Origin of the sequence: Mesorhizobium sp. M7A.F.Ca.US.007.01.2.1 (assembly GCF_003998165.1) — a bacterium.
Lineage (GTDB): Bacteria > Pseudomonadota > Alphaproteobacteria > Rhizobiales > Rhizobiaceae > Mesorhizobium > Mesorhizobium ciceri.
Genome location: NZ_RZQP01000111.1, coordinates 1 through 19,675 on the forward strand (window position 1 = coordinate 1; position 19,675 = coordinate 19,675).

19 protein-coding genes are annotated in these 19,675 nt (G+C 64.5%); 11 read left to right on the plus strand and 8 right to left on the minus strand.

What is annotated here, in order from left to right; genetic code table 11:
- Positions 1 to 71: 71 nt before the first annotated feature.
- Genes EN949_RS19955 through EN949_RS19965 form a run of 3 tightly spaced genes read right to left on the minus strand, consistent with a single transcriptional unit; the run spans position 72 to position 5,873 of the window.
- A complete protein-coding gene (locus EN949_RS19955) occupies positions 72 to 3,419 on the minus strand; it encodes an error-prone DNA polymerase (RefSeq protein ID WP_127370951.1) in 3,348 nt (1,115 codons plus the stop codon).
- Positions 3,416 to 4,894 carry a DUF6504 family protein gene (locus EN949_RS19960; protein WP_027162864.1) on the minus strand — a complete coding sequence of 493 codons (1,479 nt, stop codon included), beginning with the start codon at positions 4,892 to 4,894 and terminating at the stop codon, positions 3,416 to 3,418. Before EN949_RS19960 ends, EN949_RS19955 begins: the two co-directional genes overlap by 4 nt.
- Positions 4,836 to 5,873, minus strand: a complete 1,038-nt coding sequence (locus EN949_RS19965; RefSeq protein WP_027162865.1) for a hypothetical protein — start codon at positions 5,871 to 5,873, stop codon at positions 4,836 to 4,838. The genes EN949_RS19960 and EN949_RS19965 overlap by 59 nt, the downstream gene beginning before the upstream one ends.
- Positions 5,874 to 6,055: 182 nt before the next feature.
- Here EN949_RS19965 and EN949_RS19970 point away from each other — a divergent pair, with 182 nt between their 5' ends.
- On the plus strand, positions 6,056 to 6,478 hold the full coding sequence (locus tag EN949_RS19970) for a metallopeptidase family protein (RefSeq protein WP_013528779.1): 423 nt from the start codon (positions 6,056 to 6,058) through the stop codon (positions 6,476 to 6,478).
- A 187-nt stretch (positions 6,479 to 6,665) separates the two neighbouring features.
- Here the strand turns inward: EN949_RS19970 and EN949_RS19975 are convergent, their stop codons facing one another.
- On the minus strand, positions 6,666 to 6,872 hold the full coding sequence (locus EN949_RS19975) for a DUF1737 domain-containing protein (RefSeq protein ID WP_013528780.1): 207 nt from the start codon (positions 6,870 to 6,872) through the stop codon (positions 6,666 to 6,668).
- A gap of 51 nt (positions 6,873 to 6,923) precedes the next feature.
- Positions 6,924 to 7,799, minus strand: a complete 876-nt coding sequence (locus EN949_RS19980; protein WP_024504050.1) for a CoA ester lyase — start codon at positions 7,797 to 7,799, stop codon at positions 6,924 to 6,926.
- 339 nt (positions 7,800 to 8,138) lie between these two features.
- On the opposite strand from EN949_RS19980, the gene EN949_RS19985 reads away from it, so the two are divergent.
- From EN949_RS19985 to EN949_RS20000, 4 genes are read left to right on the plus strand one after another with little or no spacing between them, the layout of a single operon-like run.
- Complete coding sequence (locus tag EN949_RS19985) at positions 8,139 to 9,677, plus strand: DUF4173 domain-containing protein (RefSeq protein ID WP_127365622.1); 1,539 nt, start codon at positions 8,139 to 8,141, stop codon at positions 9,675 to 9,677.
- A 3-nt stretch (positions 9,678 to 9,680) separates the two neighbouring features.
- The gene (locus tag EN949_RS19990; RefSeq protein WP_127365621.1) at positions 9,681 to 10,373 is read left to right on the plus strand and encodes a response regulator transcription factor; all 693 of its coding nucleotides are present in this window, start codon (positions 9,681 to 9,683) and stop codon (positions 10,371 to 10,373) included.
- The gene (locus tag EN949_RS19995; protein ID WP_127365620.1) at positions 10,364 to 11,965 is read left to right on the plus strand and encodes an ATP-binding protein; all 1,602 of its coding nucleotides are present in this window, start codon (positions 10,364 to 10,366) and stop codon (positions 11,963 to 11,965) included. Before EN949_RS19990 ends, EN949_RS19995 begins: the two co-directional genes overlap by 10 nt.
- A 29-nt stretch (positions 11,966 to 11,994) precedes the next feature.
- Positions 11,995 to 13,161 (plus strand): FAD-binding oxidoreductase, encoded by a 1,167-nt coding sequence (locus EN949_RS20000; protein WP_063169568.1) that lies wholly within the window; start codon positions 11,995 to 11,997, stop codon positions 13,159 to 13,161.
- A 76-nt stretch (positions 13,162 to 13,237) separates the two neighbouring features.
- Here the strand turns inward: EN949_RS20000 and EN949_RS20005 are convergent, their stop codons facing one another.
- Positions 13,238 to 13,663: a GNAT family N-acetyltransferase gene (locus EN949_RS20005; protein WP_127365619.1), complete on the minus strand. Its 426-nt coding sequence runs from the start codon at positions 13,661 to 13,663 to the stop codon at positions 13,238 to 13,240.
- A gap of 127 nt (positions 13,664 to 13,790) precedes the next feature.
- Here EN949_RS20005 and leuD point away from each other — a divergent pair, with 127 nt between their 5' ends.
- The 6 genes from leuD (at position 13,791) to EN949_RS20040 (ending at position 18,246) form a co-directional block, all read left to right on the plus strand.
- Positions 13,791 to 14,396, plus strand: a complete 606-nt coding sequence (gene leuD, locus EN949_RS20010) for a 3-isopropylmalate dehydratase small subunit (RefSeq protein ID WP_013528787.1) — start codon at positions 13,791 to 13,793, stop codon at positions 14,394 to 14,396.
- Positions 14,397 to 14,465: 69 nt separating this feature from the next.
- Positions 14,466 to 15,389 carry a hypothetical protein gene (locus EN949_RS20015; RefSeq protein ID WP_127365618.1) on the plus strand — a complete coding sequence of 308 codons (924 nt, stop codon included), beginning with the start codon at positions 14,466 to 14,468 and terminating at the stop codon, positions 15,387 to 15,389.
- Between the two features lie 221 nt (positions 15,390 to 15,610).
- A complete protein-coding gene (locus EN949_RS20020) occupies positions 15,611 to 15,994 on the plus strand; it encodes a RidA family protein (protein ID WP_024504044.1) in 384 nt (127 codons plus the stop codon).
- A 13-nt stretch (positions 15,995 to 16,007) separates the two neighbouring features.
- Positions 16,008 to 16,358 (plus strand): VOC family protein, encoded by a 351-nt coding sequence (locus EN949_RS20025; RefSeq protein ID WP_127365617.1) that lies wholly within the window; start codon positions 16,008 to 16,010, stop codon positions 16,356 to 16,358.
- 291 nt (positions 16,359 to 16,649) lie between these two features.
- Positions 16,650 to 17,753, plus strand: a complete 1,104-nt coding sequence (gene leuB / locus EN949_RS20035) for a 3-isopropylmalate dehydrogenase (protein WP_127365616.1) — start codon at positions 16,650 to 16,652, stop codon at positions 17,751 to 17,753.
- Between the two features lie 4 nt (positions 17,754 to 17,757).
- Positions 17,758 to 18,246 carry a GNAT family N-acetyltransferase gene (locus tag EN949_RS20040; RefSeq protein WP_127365615.1) on the plus strand — a complete coding sequence of 163 codons (489 nt, stop codon included), beginning with the start codon at positions 17,758 to 17,760 and terminating at the stop codon, positions 18,244 to 18,246.
- Here EN949_RS20040 and EN949_RS20045 read toward each other — a convergent pair.
- Together EN949_RS20045 and EN949_RS20050 are read right to left on the minus strand one after the other, a co-directional pair.
- Complete coding sequence (locus EN949_RS20045) at positions 18,236 to 18,946, minus strand: DUF805 domain-containing protein (protein WP_127365614.1); 711 nt, start codon at positions 18,944 to 18,946, stop codon at positions 18,236 to 18,238. The genes EN949_RS20040 and EN949_RS20045 overlap by 11 nt on opposite strands.
- A gap of 117 nt (positions 18,947 to 19,063) precedes the next feature.
- The coding region (locus EN949_RS20050) for a DbpA RNA binding domain-containing protein (protein ID WP_206534958.1) at positions 19,064 to 19,675 on the minus strand (612 nt) is incomplete at its 5' end.

Below are 19,675 nucleotides of genomic sequence, written 5' to 3' on the forward strand. Positions count from 1 at the left end.
GGCCGGCAGGACAGAGGGGGCGCGAAGGATCGCCGACGTCCGCTTTCGTTCCGCTCTTGGCATGGCCTTGCCTACTGAAAATTCCGCCCCTTGGGCATGACCTGTTCCGCTTCTTCCGACAGCGTTGCGAGATCCTGCCGGATCGGCGCGCTTTGTTTGGCGGGGCTGGAGCGATCCGAACCGTCCTTGGCGAGGTCTCTCGGAGGAACCACTGGTGCAGTCTCGCTGACCTTCTCCAGAAGCACGGTCAGCCAGGGCGTCAGATCCTCGATCTTCTCGGCAACGATGTGGACCACACCCGATTCCGACTGCAATTTCCCGGTGACCTTGACGAACCGGGCCCCCATGACGATAGGCCGATAGCGGTCGAAGGTTCTTTGCCAGAAGATGATGTTGGCCACCGCCTTGTCGTCCTCCAGCGTCAGGAAGATCGCATTGCCCTTGCCGGGGCGCTGCCGCACCAGCACGAGGCCGGCGACCGAGACGCGCCTGCCGTCGCGCACGGAAGGAAGATTCGCATTCGGGATGACGCCGGCGCGGTCGAGCCGCTCGCGCAGGAAGGCGACCGGATGCGCCTTCAGCGACAGGCCGAGCGCGCGGTAATCGTGGATGACATGCTCGCCGAGCGGCATTTTCGGCAGCCTCGTCTCCGGTTCCAGCTCGCGCAGGCGAAGCGCCGGCTGGTCGAACAGCGGCAGTCTTTCGGCGGCGCTCTTGCCGTCGAGCGCGCGCACCGCCCACAGGGCTTCGCGACGGTCAAGACCGAGCGAGCGAAAGGCATCGGCCTGCGCCAGTTTTTCGATCTCGCCGACATCGAGGCCGGAGCGCAGCCAGACATCCCTGACGGATACATAGCCTGAGCCGCGCCGCTCGACGAAAGCCTCCATGCGCTCCTTCGACAGGCCCTTGATCTGCCTGAAGCCGAGCCGCAGCGCATGATTTGTCTCGATGACGCCGCGCATTTCGGCATGGCGTGGCAGGATGCGGGCCGGATCGAATGGCGCCTTTTCCAACGTACAATCCCACACCGAAAAATTGACGTCGACGTCGCGGATGTCGACGCCATGGTCGCTTGCGTCGCGCACGAGTTGGGCCGGCTGGTAAAACCCCATCGGCTGCGAATTCAGGATCGCGGCGCAGAACACGTCGGGATAGAAGGTCTTGAACCAGCAGGAGGCATAGACGAGCAGGGCGAAGGAAGCAGCATGGCTTTCAGGAAAGCCGTATTCGCCAAAGCCCTCGATCTGCTTGAAGCAGCGCTCGGCGAAGTCCTTCGTGTAGCCCTTGCCGACCATGCCATTGATCATACGGTCGCGGTAATTGCCGATGGTGCCGGTGCGCTTGAAGGTGGCCATGGCGCGGCGCAGTTCATCGGCTTCGCCCGGTTTGAAACCGCCGGCGACGATGGCGATATTCATCGCCTGTTCCTGGAACAGCGGTACGCCAAGCGTTTTCTTGAGGATCGCTTCCAGCTCCGGCTTTTGATACTCGGCCTGTTCCTTGCCTTGCCGGCGGCGCAGATAGGGATGGACCATGTCGCCCTGGATCGGGCCCGGCCGAACGATCGCCACCTCGATGACGAGATCATAAAAGGTTTTCGGCTGGAGGCGCGGCAGCATCGACATCTGGGCCCGCGATTCGATCTGGAAGACGCCGAGCGTGTCGGCGCGACAGATCATCTTGTAGACCTGCCTGTCCTCCGGCGGCAGGGTGGCCAACACATAGGGCTGCCCATAATCATCCCGCGCATTAGGATAGTGATCCGTGAGCAAGGTGAAGGCGCGTTGCAGGCAGGTCAGCATGCCGAGCGCCAGCACGTCGACTTTCAAGATCTTCACCGCGTCGAGATCGTCCTTGTCCCATTCGACCATCTTGCGCTCGTCCATCGCCGTCTTGACGATAGGCACAATCTCGTCGAGCCGGTCCCTGGTGATGACGAAGCCGCCGACATGCTGGGAGAGATGGCGGGGGAAGCCCATGATCTCATTGGCACGCTCCATCACGTGCCCCGACACCGGGTCGGTGCGGTCGAGGCCGCCGGCGCGGGCTTCCTTCTCGCCAAGCTCCGATGTCGACCAACCCCAGATCGAGCCGGAAAGCGATGCCCTGACATCCTCGGACAGGCCCATCGCCTTCGACACTTCGCGCAGCGCCGAACGGCCGCGATAGCTGATGACGGCGGCGGCAAGTGCCGTGCGCTTGCCGCTGTATTTCTCGTAGATGTACTGGATTACAGTTTCGCGCTTTTCGTGCTCGAAATCGACGTCGATATCCGGCGGCTCGTTTCTCTCCTCGGAAATGAAGCGCTCGAAGAGCGAATCGATTTTTTCCGGCCCCACTTCGGTGATGCCGATGCAGAAGCAGACGACCGAATTGGCGGCTGATCCACGTCCCTGGCAGAGAATATCCTTGCTGCGCGCGAACTTGACGATGTCGTAGACAGTCAGGAAATAGCGGGCATAGTTGAGGCGTTCGATCAAAGCGAGCTCTTCCTCGATGCGCTTGGTCACGGAATCCGGCACACCAGCCGGATAGCGGTTCGCCGCTCCCTCCCGCGCCAGTCGCGCCAGCTCAGCCTGTGGACCAAGACCCGATTCCGTCGGCTCGTCGGGGTAGTTGTACTGGAGGTCGCCGAGCGAAAAAGTCAGCTCTTGCGCAAATCGCAGCGTCTCGGCCAGCGCCTGCGGGTGCCGGCGGAACAGGCGGCCCATCTCCATCGGCGGCTTCAGATGGCGCTCGGCATTGGCGGCCAGTTGTAGCCCGACCTCGGCAACGGGCGTGTTGAGGCGGATCGCGGTCAGCACGTCCTGCAACGGGCGCCGTTCGGCGGTGTGATAAAGAACGTCGTTGGTCGCCATCAGCGGAATGCCGGCGCTCTCGGCAAGTGCTGCCGCCTGCTCGATGCGGAAACGGTCATTGCCGGCGTAGTCGGGCGAAACGCCAAGCCGCAGGTTCCTGCCGAAACGGCCCTTGAGCTCACCAAGCAAGGCAAGACTGTCTTGCGCCCCCGTCGACAGACCGGGCAGGACCGCCAGCGACATCAGGTCACCCCATTCGAGCAGGTCGCCGCGCTGGAGAAGGGTGGCGCCTTTTTCGTTCTCGTCGCGCAGATTGGCTTGCGTCAGCATGCGGCAGAGGTGCCCCCAGCCCTTGCGGTCCTGGGGATAGGCGAGGATGTCCGGCGTGCCGTCGTCAAAAACCAGCCGGCAGCCGGGGTGATAGGAGAGTTTTTCGACCTTGGCCTGCTGCCAGGCGCGCACCACGCCGGCCACCGTGTTGCGATCGGCAAGTCCGATCGCCGAGAAGCCCAGGAGCTTGGCCGCGACCATCAGCTCCTCCGGCTTGGAGGCGCCGCGCAGGAAGGAGAAATTCGACTGGATGCCGAACTCGGCATAGGGAATGACGGTCAGCGCGTTCATGCGAAGACTCCATGCAGGAACCAGCGCGGCGGGACTTGCGAGGCGCCGCCGTAGAGGCCTTGCCGGTAGAGCCAGTAGCGGCGGCCGTCGGCATCCTCGATGCGGAAATAGTCGCGCGTCGATGCCGCCTCGTCGCTTGGCGCTTCCCGCCACCATTCGGCGGCGATGCGTTCCGGCCCTTCGGCGCGCTTGACCCGGTAGAGCGCGCGCCGCCAGCGGAAGTTCAGCGGCGGTCCTTCCGGCATTTCGGTGGCCGGCACATCGATGGGTTCGGGCGAGCGAAACAGCCGGATCGGTCGTTCCGGCGGAAATATGGTTTTTGGTGCCTGCAGCCTGTCCGGCTTCTTCGGCGGCGTGGTCCGGCACGGCGCGTCGGTGAAGGGGATGGTGGCGACGGCACGCTCCGGCAGATGGCTTTCGACCGCGACCGGCCGGAGAACCGCGCCATCGCCGAGCCGGGCGCGGATGCGGTCGGCGAACAGCGCGATATCGGCGCCGTCGTCGGTCACCTCGCCGGCAAGATCGGCCTGCTGCATGTCGAAGGTGGCTGATGCCAACACCGAGAGCCGCACCAGATCGAAACCATAGCCGGCATCGATATCCTGTTCGAGCGCGGCCAGCCTTTCATGGAACAGTTTCTGGATCAGCATGGGTTCGCGCATCGGCCGCGAGGTACCGAGCGCGATGCGGCTGACGGCGCCGTCGACGCGAAAGAGCAGCAGCGCCAGCGTCCGGGCGCCCTCGCCGCGGCGCTCGAGGTCGGTCTTCAAGGTCGCCGCCAGCATGCCCACCAGCCGTTCGATGTCCTCGGTCAGGGTGACGGGTTCGGCGAGGTGGCGTTCGACCGAAAGCGGCGCGACGGGCAGGCGCGGCGACACCGCCTCGTCGAGCCGGCCAAGCGCCTGGTCGAGGCGCAGGAGCAGCAGGGCGCCGAAGCGGCGGGCGAGCGGCGCGCGCGGTGCCGCCATGACGGCGCCCGCCGTGCGCAGGCCCACACTTTCCAGGCTGGTGCGGGTCGAAGGTTCTATGCGCAGCGCGGCCAGCGGCAGGGGCGCCAGCAGCGCCTCCTCCTCGCCTGACACAACGATGCGGTCGCCGCAAAAGCGTGCCGCCGCCCAGGCAGCGCCCGGCGTCGCGGCAAGCCCGGCGCGGACATCGAAACCCTGATGGAAGAAGCGCGACAGGATGTCGTCCAGCATGGCGCGCTCGCCGCCGAACAGATGGGTGCAGCCGGTGACGTCGAGAAACAGGCCGTCTGCCCCGTCCAGCGCCACCAGCGGGGTGTAGCGGTCGCACCAGTCGGCGAGGCCTTCGAGCAGGCGGCGATCGGCTTCCGGATCGGCCTCGACGACGTCGATCGACGGATGCATGGCGCGCGCATCGGCGATGCCCATGTCGCGCTTCAGGTGCAGCGCCTCAGCCCGCTCGTCGAGGGCCGAGATGCGCTGTGCGTTGCGGTCGCGATGGCTGATCACGAGCGGCGGGTGAGAGGGGTGATCCGACGGCCGGGAACGCCAGGACCGCCCCAGACGCTGGCGCAGGATCCTTTCCGCCGCCAGATAGGGAAACCATAGGGACAGGATTCTTTGGCCGGTTTCTTTCCCCACCTGCTCCTTCGTCGCCCGCTCTTTCGTCGAATGCGCGTTCATCGGGGTTCCACTCCAGTGTGAATTGTCCAGGCAGGGCCGTGCGGCTCTTGCCGATGGTGAGGGTGAAGGCCGGGCGGCCGATCGAGCCGGCCAGCGGCCCGGCGATGGTGTCGCGCGGCACCGCCGGCGCCGAGGCGACGATGAGGCGGACGGGTGCCGCCGTCGGTTCGGGCCCAGCCGCCTGCCGCAGCAGGAACACCGGCCGGCCGGCCGCTTGCGCCCTTGCATGCAGCCGGCGTGTCGCGGTCAGGTCAAGCCGCTGCGGATTGCCGCGGATTTCCAGGATGACGGCGGCGAGCGCCGTCATCCGGGCTGCCTCCTCGGCGACCCACAGCGCATCGACGAGCCTTGGCGCCTCGGAAAACAGCAATTGCTCCGGCTCGATGCCGAACGAGGCGTGAAGCCCCCTGGCATAGGGAAAGCCGGCCTCGCGAAAAATCTCCGATGTGCCGATCCACAGCACCGGCAGCCCCGGCGTTTGCTTGAGGATCAGGCTGGTGAGCGACAAAGCGAAGCCGGCGACGGCCCCGGCATCGCGGGTTTCAAGCCCATGGATTTCGCTCAGGGCGGCCTTCGGCAGCCCGCCGCTCAGGGCGGCGTCGAGGCGCCCGACGCCGATAGGCAGGAACGCATCCGGCAACGCCGCGGCAATGCCACGCCGGACGATTGTGAGATCAGTGTTGACGTCAGCATCAAAGGGTGCGGCTGCCGGCGCAGCCAAGCGCTCGGGCAGCGTTCCCTCGATTTTCGCGATCTGGCGGCGCAGGGCAAAAACAGTCTCCCGCGCCACGGCGGTCATCGCCATGACGGTCAGCTTCCACTCACAATTGTTCCTGTTATGTTCCTATAGATTCCAGAGCGCATCCCAAGAGTCAAGCAGAGTCATGGGGAATTTATTCCTCTCTGCAGGGATGGCGCAGGCGCATCGGCCCGTTCATTTGCCGATTCCGGTGCGAAAGCCTATATGCCGGGATCAAAGGACAAAGCATGGCCCGCATCTACAAGACCCGCACCTGGCACGACGAACTCTCGCCCTCGATGGACGAAATGGAGTTCCTGGCGCTGGAGGCGTACGCCCATCTGCCGGAGGATTTTCGCAAGCTGACCGGCGAGATCGTCATCCAGATCGCCGAATTCCCGACCGACGAAATCATGGACGATCTGTCGCTGGAAACGCCATTCGACCTGCTCGGCCTGTTCGAGGGACGCGGCATCGCCGAGCGCTGGAACCCGCAGACCGGCGAAGGCCCGAACCGCATCACGCTCTACCGCCGCGCCATCCTCGATTACTGGTCCGAGAACGAAGAGACGCTGGGCGACATCGTCACCCACGTGCTGATCCACGAGATCGGCCACCATTTCGGCCTGTCGGACGAAGATATGGAGAAGATCGAAGAGGCGGCGGAGTAGGGTGCGCTGATATTCAGGTGATGCCGGCCTGCAAATGATGGCTTCCTGCGCTTCCCCGCTCTACCGCGTCGCGGTAGAACTGTGCTCACGTACCCAAAAGTACGCTCCGCTCCGGTTCTCGGAAACCACCATTTTCGACTCGGCCTGACCTGAATCTCAACACACCCTGCGTCGGAGCTTTTCAAATCTACCAGTCACTCAGCTTGGTATCGGGCCCGTATTCCTGACCGTCGATATCCTTGACCACGGCCTGGCCGCAACGCATCGCTTTGGCCTTCTTGTCGTAGGCATAGGTCGGCGAGCCGAACAGATGCCAGCCCTTGTTCAGCGCCGCTGTCACCTTGTGGCAGAAGCTGGCATCGTCCGGAGCGGACAGAAAGCGGTAGAGTTTCATTGTTCAATTCCTGTCGTGAGTAGCTGTAGCCCGCTCGCATCCATCGAGCATTTATGACCCGATGGCGGCTGCCTTCGCCAGCAGTTTTTCGGCCTGCGCCAGATGCAGCCGCTCGACCATCCTGCCGTTCAGCGCGATCACGCCCTTGCCGGCATTCTCGGCGAGCGCGAAGGCTTCCTTCACCGAGCGTGCCTCGGCCACCGCTTCCGTGGACGGCACGAAGGCGCGGTTCGCGGCTTCGATCTGGGCCGGGTGGATGAGGCTCTTGCCGTCGAACCCCATGGCCGCGGCTTCCGCGCATTCATGGGCGAAGGCGTCGAGGTCGCGAAAATCGTTGGAGACGCCGTCGAGCATGTCGATGCCGCCGGCGCGTGCGGCCAGCACCATCTGCATCAGCCATGGCACGAGGTAGCGCCTGTCAGGCGTCGCCAGAATGCCGGTCTCCTTGACCAGATCATTCGTTCCGGCAACGAAACAATTGAGCCGCGAGGCCGGATCGCGGCCAAGTTCGGCGATGGCGCCGATGTTGAGCAGCGCCTTGGGCGTCTCGATCATCGCCCATAGTTTCACGCTGTCGGGGGTAAAATTGTCGTCAAGCACGTCGCCGGCCTCGAGCAGGTCGCGCGGCGTGTCGACCTTGGGCAGAAGGATGCCGTCGGGTTCGCAGCTTGCGGCCGCCAGCAGGTCGTCGGCGCCCCATTCGCCTGATATCGCATTGATGCGCACGATCATCTCGCAGCGTCTCTCGGAATGGCCGGCGAAAATGCCGGCCAGTTTTTCGCGGGCGGCGATCTTGTCGGCCGGAGCGACGGCGTCTTCCAGGTCGATGATGATGGCATCGCAGGCAAGCTGCGCGATCTTGGCCAAGGCCTTGTCGCTGGAGGCCGGGATGTAGAGCACGGAGCGGCGCGGGCGATAGGTTTCCATGGATGATCTATGCCGCTTGTGGGCGGGTGAGGCAAGTCGGGGCATGAAGCTACCAATCTCCCCCACGAGGGGGGAGATCGGCAGCGTTTACCCCTGCACGAAAACTGCACGGGCCTGCGGAAAACCTCCTCGGATCCGCCCTGCCGTTTCCCCGCCCGCTTGCGAGACAAGCGGCATGCACAAGCGAGCAAAGCCCCGTTGGTCCCTGCCTCACCGACTGCGTAGCGAGGGCTGGTGGCTGGCCGATCCGCCGCGCGCGTGTCCCGTCGCAACCCTCATTCCCTTTGTCCGCAGAAGCCCGCCAACGGTTCGGCTGGAAGCCATCAGGAAAGCCAGGTCATGACAGCGTTGTTCTCCGCCGCGCCGAGCTATTGCAGCCGTTTCGGTGTCGCCATCCTGCTGGCAGCGCTCGCGGATTTTCTGTTCTATGGCCAGCCCGCCGGGATCACGGTTTTCCTGTTCGCCCTGCTGATCGCCGCGGCGGTCGTCGCTGTGCACCCGGCCGCCTTCAACGACGGCCGGGTCTGGCTCAAGCCCATCGCCTTGCTTGTCCCGCTGCTGCCGCTGGCTGAAAACGTCAGCACCCTGTCGGTCTCGATCGCGCTGGCGGCGCTGACCGTCTTCGCGCTTTCGTTGAGCGGCCGGCTGCGGCACAGCATCGCCCGCATTGCCGGGCAGATCGTGCTGTTCGGGCTGGCGGCGCCGTTCCGCTTCGTCATTGATTTCATCCGCTGGCGCAGGACGGCGCGGCGGTTCGGTGGGCGTCGCATCCGGCTGGCGGCGATCGCCGTCTGGGTGATGCCGCTGACGCTGGGCGCGGTCTTCCTGGCGCTGTTCGGTGCCGCCAATCCGGTCATCGATTATTGGCTGTCGCTGATCGATCTCGTGAGGCTGCTCGATCTTGTCCAGCTGGCGCGGATTGCCTTCTGGCTGTTCGTGCTCGCCGCTGTCTGGGCTTTTCTGCGACCGCGCCTGCCGCGCCTGGTTCGCCGCATCCCGCGCGCGTTGCCGGCGGTCAGCGCTCAAGCCGGCAAAACCGCCACCACCATCGAAGACATCCTGTTCGGCAAGGCCGCCATCCTGCGCGCCCTGATCGTCTTCAACATCCTGTTTGCGCTGCAGACGGCGCTCGACGCCGCCTATCTGTGGGGCGGGGCAGCGCTTCCCGATGGGCTGAGCTACGCCTCCTACGCGCATCGTGGCGCCTATCCCTTGATCGTCACGGCACTGCTTGCCGCCGGCTTCGTGCTGGCAGCGCTGCGACCCGGCAGCGAGACCTCGGCCGATCCGCTGATCCGCCGGCTGGTGTATGCCTGGGTGGCGCAGAACATCATGCTGGTCATCTCGTCGATCCTGCGGCTCGACCTCTATATCGGCATCTATGCATTGACCTACTGGCGCGTCGCCGCCTTTGTCTGGATGGGGCTGGTGGCAGCAGGCCTTGCCCTGATCATTGCCCGCATCGCGCTTAGAAAATCCAACGAATGGCTGCTGTCCGCCAATCTTCTGACGTTATCCCTGACGCTTTATGCCGGCTGTTTCATCAATTTCGCAGCAACGATCGCCAATTACAATGTCGACCATTCCCTCGAAATGACCGGCCAGGGCATTCCCCTAGACGCCTGGTATCTTCACTCGCTCGGTCCGGGCGCGTTTCCCGCGCTTGATCGCTTCCTCGAGCACCAGGGCAAGACGGCGGCCGCCGGCACTGTCCGCGAACTGGCCGGCGTGCGCGGCAGCGACGAAATCTGGTATCGAACTATCCAGCAGAACTGGCGGGCCTGGAGCTTTCGCGACTGGCGGCTGCTTCGATATCTCGACACCAAGGAGCCGTTCGTGATTCCCTCCGCTATCGAACCTTCCATGCCGGGCCGCTGATCCATGCCGCATCACATCCTCGTCGCCGACGATGACCCGCACATCCGCGAGGTGATCTGCTTTGCCTTGGAGAAGGCCGGCATGAAAACGACAGGGGTGGCCGACGGTGCCGCCGCCTTGCAGGCAATCGGCCGCCGGGCACCGGACCTCGTCGTGCTCGATATAGGCATGCCGGAAATGGACGGGCTGGAGGTCTGCCGGCGGCTGCGGCACATATCCGATGTGCCGGTGCTGTTCCTCTCTGCGCGCGACGAGGAGATCGACCGCATTCTCGGGCTCGAAATGGGCGGCGACGACTATGTGACGAAACCATTCAGCCCGCGCGAGCTGGTTGCCCGCGTCAACGTCATCCTGCGGCGCGCCCGCCCGGCGGTGCCCGAACCGGCCGACGACAGGCGGTTTTCGCATGGCAAACTGGCTCTGGCGCCGGCCAGCCATACCGCCAGCTTCGACGGCAAGCCGTTATCGTTGACAGGAATAGAGTTCTCGATCCTGAAGGGGTTCCTGGCGCGGCCGGCGCATGTGCTCGACCGCGACGCGGTGACGGCCAGCGCCTATGCCGCAAACATCCACGTCGCCGGCCGCACCGTCGACAGCCACATCCGCAACATCCGCGCCAAACTGGCAGCCGTGGGTTGCCCTAATGTCATCGAGACGGTGCATGGCGTCGGCTTCCGGCTTGGCCGATGCGGCTGACGGCTTCCAGCAAATGGATCGGCCGCAAATGGCGGCCACGGCTTGCCACGGTCGTCGTCGCCATCCTGATCATGGTGATGGCCTTGCCACTGGTCGGCCTGTTCTTCTTCCGCCTCTACGAGAACCAGCTGATCCGCCAGACCGAGGCGGAGCTGATCGCGCAAGGCGCTGCCATCGCCGCCATCTATGCGCGGGATGTACGTGACGCCGGCATCCCACCGGAAAAGCTCGGTGCGCCGATGCCGGAGCCAAGTGGGGATTCAAGCCGCAGCGTCAATCCGGACCCGCTCTACAGGCCAATCGAACCGCAGCTCGATCTTGCCTCGGATTATGTCCTGCCGACCCGGCCGGCGGCGATGCCGGCGATCGTCGATCCCGCCTTCGCGGTGATCGGCGCGCGCCTGTCCGGCATCCTCGACGCCACCCAGAAAACCACGCTGGCCGGCTTCCGGCTGCTCGACCCCCGGGGCGTCGTCATTGCCGGGCGCGGCGAGGTCGGCCAGTCGCTCAGTGCGGTCGAAGAGGTGCGCACAGCACTTGCCGGCCACTATGCCAGCGCGCTCAGGCTGCGCATTCCCGACCAGCCGACGCCACCGCTCTATTCGGTCAGCCGCGGCACCAAGGTGCGTGTCTTCGTCGCCCTGCCGGTCGCTGTCGACGGCCAGGTCGCCGGCGTCGTCTATGTGTCGCGGACGCCCAACAACATCATCAAGCATCTCTATGGCGAACGTGGCAAGGTGACGTTGGCGGCGATCGCCATTCTCGGCGGCACGCTGCTCATCGGTCTCATCTTCCTGCGCACCGTCAGCCGGCCGATCTATGCGCTGATCGACCGCACCGAGCGCATCGCCGCCGGCGACCGCACGGCCATCCGGCCGCTCGACCACCACGGCACGCGAGAGATGGCGGAGCTGTCCGCAGCCTTCCTCGACATGGCCGAGAAGCTTCAGGCGCGGTCGGACTCAATCCAGACTTTCGCCACCCATGTCTCGCATGAGCTCAAATCGCCGCTGACGGCGATCCAGGGCGCGGCCGAATTGCTGCGCGATTCCGGTGGCGCGATGGACGATGCGGAGCGGCGGCGTTTCTCCAACAATATCGTCACCGATGCGGGACGGCTCAATCTTCTGGTGCGGCGCCTGCTCGACCTGGCGCGCGCCGAAAACCTGGCGCCGAGCGGCGAAAGCACATCGCTCGGTGCGGCACTGTCGCTGCTGCCCGTCGATAGCAGGCTCACGGTTAGCATCGGGGCCGGCGGCGACATCAGATTGCGCATATCGGCCGAGAACGCGGCTATCGTGCTGGCCAATCTCATCGACAATTCGGCCAGGCATGGCGCGACGCAGGTTTCTGTCTCCGCTACGAGCGCCGGCGGCAAGGCGAGCATCCTGGTCAGCGACGACGGTGCCGGCATTTCGCCGAGCAACCGGGCGCGCATTTTCGAGCCGTTCTTCACCACGCGGCGCGAACAGGGCGGCACCGGCATGGGGCTTGGCATCGTGCTGGCCCTCCTGAAAGCGCATGATGGTATGATCGCGCTGGTTGACAGCGAGCGCGGCACGCGCTTCGAGGTCATTCTGCCGGTGGCGTGAAGGACACTATCGGCCGGATCGGAGAGAACATGCGCTACGACATCGTCATCATCGGCGGAGCCATCGTCGGCTCCTCGGTCGCCTATTACCTGCGTGAGCAAGGGTTTTCCGGCACGATCGCGCTGGTCGAGCGTGATCCGCAATTCGCGCATGCGGCAACGACGCTGTCCATGGCCTCGATCCGCCAGCAATTCTCGATCCCGGAAAACATCCGCCTGTCGCAGTTCACGCTGAAGCTGTTCCGGCGGCTGAAGGAAGAGTTCGGGGATGACGCCGATATCGGCTTTCGCGAGGGCGGCTACCTCATCCTTGCCGGCGAGGACGGCTTGCCGATCCTGAGGAGCAATCACCAGGCGCAGATGGCCGAGGGCGCCGACATTGTGCTGGAGGACGCGGATCAGCTGGTGCGCCGGTTCCCATGGCTGTCGACCGAGGGCATTTCAGCCGGCGCCTATGGCCGCACCGGCGAAGGCTGGTTCGACGCGCATGCGATGCTGACGCTGTTCCGCAAGGCGCTGCGGCAGAAGAAAGTCGATTTCATCGCCGCAGATGTCACCGGCATCGCGCGCGATGGCAACCGCGTCACGGGAGTGAGCCTGGGCAATGGCGAGACGCTGGAGGCTGGCATCGTCGTCAACGCCGCCGGCCCTAACGCCGGCAAGGTGGCTGCCATGGCCGGGCTCGAGCTGCCGGTCGAGCCGCGCAAGCGCAATGTCTTCGTCTTCGAGGCGCGCGAGAAATATGCCGACATGCCGCTGCTGGTCGATCCCTCCGGCATCTATGTCCGTCCGGAAGGCTCGGTCTACCTCACCGGCGGCGCCGAACCGGAGGAAGGCGACTGCGCACCCGATCCCGGCGACTTCGAGGTAAACTGGCCACTGTTCGAAGAGGTGATCTGGCCGGTGCTGGCGACCCGTATTCCCGCCTTCGAGGCGATCAAGCCGACCCGTGCCTGGGCCGGCCACTACGACTACAACACGCTCGACCAGAACGCGGTGATCGGTCCGCATCCCGACGTCGGCAATTTCCTGTTCGCCAACGGCTTTTCCGGCCACGGCCTGCAGCAGGCGCCAGCAGTGGGCAAAGCGCTGGCCGAACTGATCGTGCATGGCGGCTATCGCACGGTGGATTGCTCGGCGTTCGGGTATGAGCGGGTGGCGGAGGGAAGGGCGTTTCGGGAATTGAATGTGATTTGAGCGGGCAAAGGGAAGGTCCTTTTTGACGCTGGCGCGAAGGATCGCCACGGTTGCGGAAGAGTATTTCGAGCGAGCCTCAGCCCTTGCGGTCGAACCAGAAGGCGTCGGCCATGCGCTTCATGCCGAGACGTTCGTAGAAGCCGACGGCATCGGGCATGGAGATCAGGCTGATGGCGACCGATGGTCCAAGCTGCCGGCGCGCCTCGTCCATCAGGCCCTTGCCGATGCCGAGCCCCTGTGCCGATCGGGAAACGGCGAGTTCGGAGATGTAGCAGACCCAGGAGAAGTCGGTGATCGCCCTGATGACGCCGATCAGCGGCTTGCCCTGAATATCAAGGCGCGCGGTCAGCACCAGATTGGCGCCCGACAGCATCGCCCGCAGCCGCGCTTCATCATCGATCGGCCGTGTCTCGCCGAGGCCGGATTCGACCAGCACGCGACGGAATTCGGCGATGTCGAGCGCGTGTTCACTGTCGTAGAGGACGTGTGCGTTTTCTGCCATGGCCGCCAGATTGCACCATCGGGCTGGCTTGTGCCACCATGCACGAACAGTTGCCTTTTATTTGCCGCCGGCTTTGTGTAAACCGGGCCTCAACAAATTCCCCCGCAACGAAACACGGGCAAAAGCCATGGAAAAATTCACCAAGCTCACCGGCGTCGCCGCTCCGATGCCGATCGTCAATGTCGACACCGACATGATCATCCCGAAGGATTACCTCAAGACGATCAAGCGCACCGGGCTCGGCACCGGCCTGTTCGCCGAAATGCGCTACAAGGACGACGGTTCGGAAAACCCGGATTTCGTGCTCAACAAGCCGGCCTACCGCAAGGCGCAGATCCTGGTCGCCGGCGACAATTTCGGCTGCGGCTCCAGCCGAGAGCATGCGCCGTGGGCGCTGCTCGACTTCGGTATTCGCTGCGTCATCTCGACCTCGTTCGCCGACATTTTCTACAACAACTGCTTCAAGAACGGCATCCTGCCGATCACCGTCAGCCCCGAGGATCTCGAGAAGCTGATGGACGACGCCTCGCGCGGCTCCAATGCCACCGTGTCGGTCGACCTCGAAGCCAAGGAAATCCGTGGGCCGGATGGCGGCGTGGTCAAATTCGACCTCGACGACTTCAAGCGGCACTGCCTGCTCAACGGGCTCGACGATATCGGCCTGACCATGGAGAAAGCCGGCGCCATCGCTTCGTTCGAGAAGCGCAACGCCGAACAGCGCCCCTGGGCCTGAGCGGCGCGCTCCGGACGGATGGATCTGGCCTTTCGGGCCGGTTCGCGGCGACTGAGTGGAGGGACAGTCATGACACGTTCGCTTCTTGCCGGCCTTTGCGGGCTGGCCTTGTTGCTGGGGCAAATCGCCAGCGCGTCTGCGCAGACGCCCGCCACACAGCCGGCCCCGGCGACGGAGCAGCCGTCCGCCGATCAGGGGACGAACGCCGCCGATGCTTCCGATGACGACAAGCAAGCTCCCGTCCCATTCGAAGGCGGCACGCTGACCATCACCCAGAAGGAACAGTACGGCGAGAAGGTGCTCGCCTATGACGGCAAGCAGCTGGCGAGCAATTACGATGTCTTCTTCGACAAAACAGTCGAGGTCGGCGGCGTCAAGGTGGCGCTGTTCGATGTCGGCGACGGCGGCAACCAATGCGGGCCGGCGACGGTGATCGTCTGGAAGCCGGAAGGCGGCACGATCCAGAGCACCACTGTCGAGCAGGACCAGTGCGGCGCCCCGCCCTCGGCGGTGTCCGACAACGCCATCTATTTCGTGCCCTACCTGTTGCCGGGGGATGAGAAACCGGCTTTGCAATGGTCGCCGACCGACGGGCTGACGATTTCGGGCAATCTGACCTACATGCCGGAACCCGGCACGGACTGGAAGGACATCGATCCGGAAAAGTACCAGAACATCATCGACGCCTTCCACAATGAGGCCGTCTACAAGGAAGCGGAAAAGCTGCTCGGCAAGGACATGGCCGACATGGCGACCAGCCTGCTGGTCGGCGGCGGCACCGAAAAGACCGCTTCGGGCGCCTTCTACGCCAGCGGCTGCGTGCCGCATGACTGCGGCGGCAATGACGGCTTCATGGCGGTCGACCCGGCCCAGCACAGGCTCTATTTTGCGCGCCGCGGCGACAATGGCCAGCCGAACGCCTGGCCTGATGTGGCGACATGGCCGGCGGATGTGAAGGCGGCGTTGGACAAGGCGCTGGGGGCGGCAAATTAAAGCTTTAGCGTTGCGCAGCACCCCCTCGCTTTCGTCATCCTATGGTCTGCGCCGCGTCGCTACGCTCCTTGCTCCGCCATAGGATGACGACGGAAGGGATGCTTCAACCAATCTCGGAGGTTCGCGCTTCGCTTCCGGGATAACAGTTTGCCTGGCTTGGCCCACGACCCGCGCCGTTCCGCCTGCTAATGCTGGCCGACAACCCAAGCAAGGCCCCTCATATGCGCAAACTCATCTCCACCGGTTCGCCGTTCGAAAAGACCGCCGGCTATTCGCGCGCCGTGGTGCAGGGCGACTGGTGCTTCGTCTCCGGCACCACCGGCTACGACTACGCGACGATGACGATGCCGGAGACGGTGGAGGCGCAGACGCGCAATTGCCTGGCGACGATCGGCAAGGCGCTGAAGGACGGCGGCTTCGAGATGGCTGACGTGGTGCGGGCGCATTACTACATCACCGACCAGGCCTTCGTGGATGTAGTCTTCCCGATCCTCGGCGAGACGTTCGGTGACATCAGGCCGGCAGCGACGATGATCGTCTGCCAACTCAACAAACCGGAAATGAAGATCGAGATCGAGGTGACGGCGCTGCGGCGCACGGCCTGAAGGGCGACCGACGATGAAAGTCCAGCGCATTGTTGCCAATATCGAGACAGCGGATGTCGCGGCGGCGAAGCGTTTCTACCAGGATGTGCTCGGTCTCGACCTGCTGATGGACCTCGGCTGGATCGCGACCTACGGCTCGCAAGCAAAGATGGATGTCCAGGTCAGCTTCATGGCGCAAGGCGGCTCCGGCACGCCGGTGCCCGGCCTCTCCATCGAGGTCGACGACGTGGATGCGGCGCTCGACGCCATGCAGGCGGCCGGCTTCGCCATCGAATACGGACCGGCCGACGAGCCCTGGGGCGTGCGGCGCTTCTACGTCCGCGATCCGTTCGGCCGGCTGATCAACATTCTCTCGCATCAGTGATGACGTATGCCGGCGGGACAGCGCCCCCCTCTGGCCTGCCGGCCATCTCCCCCTCAAGGGGGGAGATTGGATGTCGCCTCGGCGTTCGCCAATCTCCACGTCAGAAAGAAGAGGCGAAACGATAATGCTGCCAATCTCCCCCCTTGAGGGGGAGATGCCCGGCAGGGCAGAGGGGGGCGCTACGGATCACCAACGAATCGGGTTATCCGTGATCGCTGCGTTCCTGCTTGCATGCAACTCGCTTGGCGTTTAGCAAGGCCGCGGTTCAAATCTTTCCAGGACGGTTTCTCCATGGCAACGAAGCATCTTTTCCTGCTCCCCGGTGACGGCATCGGTCCTGAGGCCATGGCCGAGGTCAAGAAACTGATCGCGGTCATGAACGACAGGCTCGGCAGCGGTTTTGCCACCGATGAGGGGCTGGTCGGCGGCTGCGCCTATGACGCGCATGGCGCGGCGATCTCCGATGCCGACATGGAAAAGGCGATGGCGGCCGACGCGGTGCTGTTCGGCGCCGTCGGCGGTCCGAAATGGGATGCGGTGCCCTATGAGGTGCGCCCGGAAGCCGGCCTGCTGCGCCTGCGCAAGGACATGGAGCTATTCGCCAATCTGCGCCCGGCCATCTGCTATCCGGCGCTGGCGGCGTCCTCCTCGCTCAAGCAGGAGGTGGTCGAAGGTCTCGACATATTGATCGTGCGCGAGCTGACCGGTGGCGTCTATTTCGGCGAGCCCAAGCAGATCATCGATCTCGGCAACGGACAGAAGCGCGGCATCGACACGCAGGTCTACGACACGTTCGAGATCGAGCGCATTTCGGGCGTCGCCTTCGAACTCGCGCGCACCCGCAAGAACCACGTCACCTCGATGGAAAAGCGCAATGTGATGAAGTCGGGCGTGTTGTGGAACGAGGTCGTCACCCAGACCCACAAGGCGCGCTATTCCGACGTCAAGCTCGACCACATGCTGGCCGACGCCGGCGGCATGCAGCTGGTGCGCTGGCCAAAGCAGTTCGACGTCATCGTCACCGACAATCTGTTCGGCGATATGCTGTCCGATATCGCCGCTATGCTGACCGGCTCGATCGGCATGCTGCCGTCGGCCTCGCTCGGCGCGCCTGACGTGAAGACCAAGAAGCGCAAGGCGCTCTACGAGCCGGTGCACGGTTCGGCGCCCGACATTGCCGGCAAGGGCATTGCCAACCCGATCGCCATGATCGCCTCCTTCGCCATGTGCCTGCGCTATTCCTTCGGCATGGTCGATGAAGCCGACCGCGTCGAAGGCGCGATCGCCGCCGTGCTCGACGCGGGCCTGCGGACGAAAGACATCATTTCCGATGGCATGACCGAGGTCGGTACGGTTGAGATGGGCGACGCGATCATCGCCAAATTCCTGGGCTGATACCGTGACGGTCGACGTCCGCTGGGCGACGATCGAGGACGCGACGACGCTCGCGGCCATGTTTTGCGAGATGGCGGAACATTATCGGCAACCGCCTCTCAATGCCGACCGGGCCCTGTCTGCGGCACGAAAATGGCTTGGCGAGGAAAGCCCGGCCTATCCGCATTTCGCGCTCGCCTTCATCGAGGGCGAGGTCAGCGGCCTGGCGTCGGTGGCGATCGCGCATCCCGGTATCGATCTCGAGCGGCTGCTGTTCCTTAAGGACCTGTTCGTGCGCGACAAAGCCCGCAACGCTGGTGTCGGCCGGGCGCTGATCGGCTTTCTCGCCGATCATTGCCTGCGCGAAGGCATCGGCCGCATCGACCTGACCAGCGAGGACTGGAACGAAGGCGCGCAGCGTTTCTACGACCGACTTGGCGCAGAACGCCACGGCCAGAAGGTCTTTCTCAGGCTTTCGGGCGAGGCGCTGAAGGCGATCATCCCTAGACCCTGACGCCCGCCGGCACCGGTCCCCACTGGTTTTCGCGGGCCTGCGTCGGGATCAGCGCGAAGACCAGGATGATCAGGCTGCCGATGGTCGGGATCAGCACCACCAGATAAAGCCAGCCCGAGAGGCCGATGTCATGGATGCGGCGAACGGTCATGCCGAGGCTGGGCAGCAGTGTCGCCAGGACGAAGGTGCCGCAAAGGCCGACGGTTACCGCCGCCGATACGCTGCTGTCGAAATTGCCCATTTCATTGTCGGCGAAAAGACCGATGCCGCCGATGACAAGCAGCGAGACCACCCAGAACAGGAAATAACCCCAATATTCCTTGCGGCGGGCACGTCCGGCGAAATTGAAATAGTTCTGCGTCACGCCACGCCAGAAATAGCCCCAGAGATCGGTGGGCTCGGCCGGCCCGGGGGAACGGCCGAAATGCTGGGCCTGTGGCGCAGAAGCGGATGGTGCGTTACCGGCTTGAGTCGGCGCGGCGCTCGTACCAGCGTCGCCGGCCGGCGCAGCCGTCTCGGCGGCGATCAAAAAGACGTCGCGCGCCTGGCCGCCGCCCGCCTGGAATTCCACGCCCGCTTCCTTCCGCATAGTGGTTTCCCGGCGCAGGTTTTCGCGGGTGAAGGTGTAGCGGTTGCCGTCGGCTCCGGTGATGAAGCCGAAACCCTGGACTTCGTCATAGTGAAGCACTTTGCCGCGCATTTGCCACCCCCACTTGCCACGTCCCTGCCAAGGTGTGGCACATGGCCGAACCGATGGGCAAGACCGCATCGGGATGCGGCCGGCGTCATGCGGGCGGATGAGGCTCGTTGCCCGGTCTTACGAAGGCCGCTTCTTCGCCTTCTTGTGCTTGGGTGCACCAGAGGTGTCGAATTTCGGCTTGCCCGGCTTCTTCGCCCATGGCTTTGCATCATGCGGGGCAGTCGGGCGCTGATCGGCTGCTGCCGGTGCACGTTTTTCGAATTTGCGCTTCGGCGCGTTGGGATCGAACGGCGCCTTGCCGCGATGCGGCTTCTTGTCGGGGCTTGGCGGCTGATAGCCGGCGCGCGACAGATCGGGCGTACCGTCGAGCCGCTTCACCAGGATGTTGCCTTGCAGCTTCCGGTCGGGACCGATCGCGGCCAGGAAGCGGTCTGCCCAATCCGCCGCGATCTGCACGTAGGTCTCTTCCGGCTGCATCTTGATGGCGCCGATCTCTCGCTTCGAGATGCTGCCGGTGCGGCATAGCATCGGGATGAGCCAGCGCGGCTCGGCATTCTGCCGGCGCCCGATCGACAGCGAGAACCAGACGCTGTCGCCGAAATCGTCGCGGCGGCTGGGCGCCTCGTCGCGGCGCGCGAAACCTTCGCCCGCCGGTCTTTCACGCGACGGCGTGAAGGGCGCGATCTCCATGAGGTCCTCGGGGGCCGAGCGGCTGGCGCGGCACTGGCG